Origin of the sequence: Meiothermus luteus, from assembly GCF_003574085.1 — a bacterium.
Taxonomy (GTDB): Bacteria; Deinococcota; Deinococci; order Deinococcales; family Thermaceae; genus Meiothermus; species Meiothermus luteus.
In genome coordinates this window covers 1-2485 of the sequence record NZ_QWKZ01000180.1, presented here as the reverse complement: position 1 = coordinate 2485, position 2485 = coordinate 1, and the positions used below count along the sequence as shown (strand labels likewise).

Here is a 2485-nt window from a genome sequence, read left to right as displayed (position 1 = left end):
CGTAGACCCAGCCCTGCCCCATCCGCCGGGACCGGCTCCCACCCTCGAGGCCCCAAAGCCGCAGCTCCCCATCGGCCGCACCGCTTAGCACCCGGCGACCATCCGGGCTGAAGCGGGCCGACCAGACCGGGTGGCGGTGGCCGCGAAGAACAGCCTGGCCCCCACCACCCGGCCCCCAGAGCCTCAGGGTGGTGTCGGCAGAGGCGCTCAGCAAAAGGCCCCCAGAGGAAAAATCCAGCGCATGCACGGTGTCGGTGTGGCCGCTTAGGGTGCGCTCCAAGCGGCCGTCGGGGCGGTAGAGCTGGATGTAGGCATCGGCCCCCAGGGCCAGCGTTCCGTCTGGGCCAAGGGCCACCGCGCTGACCGGGGCTCGATGCCCGCTGAGAAGCCCCAAGGACGGCTGGGCCCCAACCAGCGACAACCCCAGAAAGCAGCAGATGAGCCCCCCTCGCACCCCCTCACCATACCCCAAGGAGCACAGCCCCTTTAGTAGGCCAGGAAGCCCCCGTCCGCCACCACCGCCTGGCCGGTGAGGTAGTCGGCCTCCTCGCTGCACAAGAACCCGCCCACCCGGGCGATCTCCTCCGGGGCGGCCCAGCGCCCCAGGGGAATCCGGGCGGTAATCGGCCCATAAAGCTCGGGGTTCTCCCAGACCGCGGCGGTGAACTCCGTCTTGACGTAGCCGGGGCAGAGCAGGTTCACCCGGATGCCCAAGGGGGCCCACTCCTTGGCCAAAGCCCGGGTCAGGCCGAGCAGACCGGTTTTGGCGGTGGTGTAGGCCGGGATACGCACCGGCCCCCCGCCGCTAAAGGTGGTCACCGAACCAATGAACAGCACCCGCCCCCAGCCCGCTTGGGCCATGGCAGGAGCCGCGGCCTGGGCCAGCAAAAAGGCCACGTCCAGGTGCAGGTACAAAACCCGCCGCCACTCCTCGTAGGAAAGCTCCAAGGCCGGCTTGCGCACGTTTATTCCTGCGGCGTGAACCAAAGCGTGCAGACCCCCGGCCTGGGCGATGGTTCGCCGCACCACCCCCTGCGGGGGGTCTTGGGCCAGGTCCGTGGGCACCGCAAAAACCGGCCAGCCCTGAGCCTGCAGCTCCTCTACCGCCTCTTGAGGCTGGCGGGCCGCCACCCCCACACGAAAACCCCTGCGCAAAAGCTCCTCGACAATGGCCCGGCCAATGCCGCGGCTGCCGCCTGTGACCAAGGCTACTCGCTCCATCTAACGCTCCACAAAAGTCTGCTGCTGGAGAAAATCTGCCAACTCCGAGGCGGAAGGGGCCCCTTCGTAGTCGCCTGGGACCGAGACCGCCAAAGCCCCCAGGGCATTCCCTATCCTGAGCCGCTCCGCGGGGGGTTTACCCCACAAAAGGCCGGCCAGGTAGCCGGCCGAGAAAGCGTCCCCCGCCCCCACCGGGTCCACCTCCTCCACGGGGAAGGCCGGGGACTCAAAGCAGCAGCCTTCCACCAGGGCCAAAGCGCCCAAGCGCCCCTGCTTGAGCACCACATGGCCGGGGCCCCGGGCGGCCAGGGCCCTGAGCAGCTCCAGACCGCTCGCCTCCCAAAGGCGGGCATCCTCCTGGCTCAGGAAGAGGCAGTCCACCTGGGGCAGGACCTCCTCCAGCCAGGCCCGCGCCGGGCCAGGCCCCCACAGCTTGCTCCGGTAGTTGACATCCAGGCTCACCAGCGCGCCTCGGCGCCGGGCCTCGGCCATGGCCCAGCGGGCAAAAGCAGCGGCGCCGGAGGATAGGGCCGGGGTGATGCCGCTCAGGTGAAAGACCCGGCACCCCTCCAGGTAGTCGGGGTCAAAAGCACCGGGGATCATCTGCGCGGCCGCCGAGCCCGAGCGGCGGTAGTGCACCCGGCCCCGGCCTCCCGGCAGGCGCTCGCGGATGTAGAGGCCGGTGGGGGCCTCGAGCCGGCGCACCTGGCTCACCTCCACCCCCTCGGCCCGCAGCCGCTGGAGCACCAGCTCGCCCAGCTCATCCTGCCCCAACCAGCCCACAAACCCGGCTTTGAACCCCAGCCGGGCCAGGGCGATGGCCAGGTTGGCCTCGGCCCCTCCTACCCGTAGCTCGAGCCAAGCCTGGTGCCGCAGGTAGCCGGGCTGGGGGGCCAGCAGCAGGACCATGGCCTCGCCCGCCGCCACCACCTCAGGCATGCCCAACCTCCAGCGGTTGGCCCCAGCGACGCCCCAACTCCCGCAGGGCCTCGAGGGTGGCCGCCTCCAGCGGCACCCCATCCCTGAGCCGGACCGCCTTCAAGGCCCGCTCCCGCTCGCCCGGCAAAAAGACCTCCCCAAAACCGGGTGCCGGTGGGGTGGCCTTTATCCCCTCCCAAAGCTCCTCCATCCGCTTTAGAAAGACCTCCTGGGAGAGGAAGCGGGCGGGGTCAAGGGCTAAAAACAGGTGCCCCACATTCTGGGGGCGTGACCAATCGTCGTACATCCGGCCTACCCCGTGGGCAACCCCCGCCCCGGTCAGCAC

4 protein-coding genes are annotated in these 2485 nt (G+C 69.9%); all 4 read right to left on the bottom strand.

What is annotated here, in order from left to right:
• On the bottom strand, positions 1 to 454 hold a 454-nt coding region (locus Mlute_RS14925), incomplete at its 3' end, for a WD40 repeat domain-containing protein (RefSeq protein WP_407942658.1).
• A gap of 32 nt (positions 455 to 486) precedes the next feature.
• Complete coding sequence (locus Mlute_RS14920; RefSeq protein WP_119361312.1) at positions 487 to 1221, bottom strand: SDR family NAD(P)-dependent oxidoreductase; 735 nt, start codon at positions 1219 to 1221, stop codon at positions 487 to 489.
• Positions 1222 to 2160, bottom strand: coding sequence for a sugar kinase (locus tag Mlute_RS14915; protein WP_119361311.1), 939 nt, complete (start codon positions 2158 to 2160; stop codon positions 1222 to 1224). It lies immediately after the preceding gene.
• Positions 2153 to 2485: Ldh family oxidoreductase (locus tag Mlute_RS14910; protein WP_147371130.1), on the bottom strand; the 333-nt coding region annotated here is incomplete at its 5' end. The genes Mlute_RS14915 and Mlute_RS14910, both read right to left, overlap by 8 nt.

Bases quoted from the DNA above. Each gene is read 5' to 3' on its own strand.
- Mlute_RS14920 (WP_119361312.1), bottom strand. From the start codon at position 1,221: ATGGAGCGAGTAGCCTTGGTCACAGGCGGCAGCCGCGGCATTGGCCGG.
- Mlute_RS14915 (WP_119361311.1), bottom strand. From the start codon at position 2,160: ATGCCTGAGGTGGTGGCGGCGGGCGAGGCCATGGTCCTGCTGCTGGCC.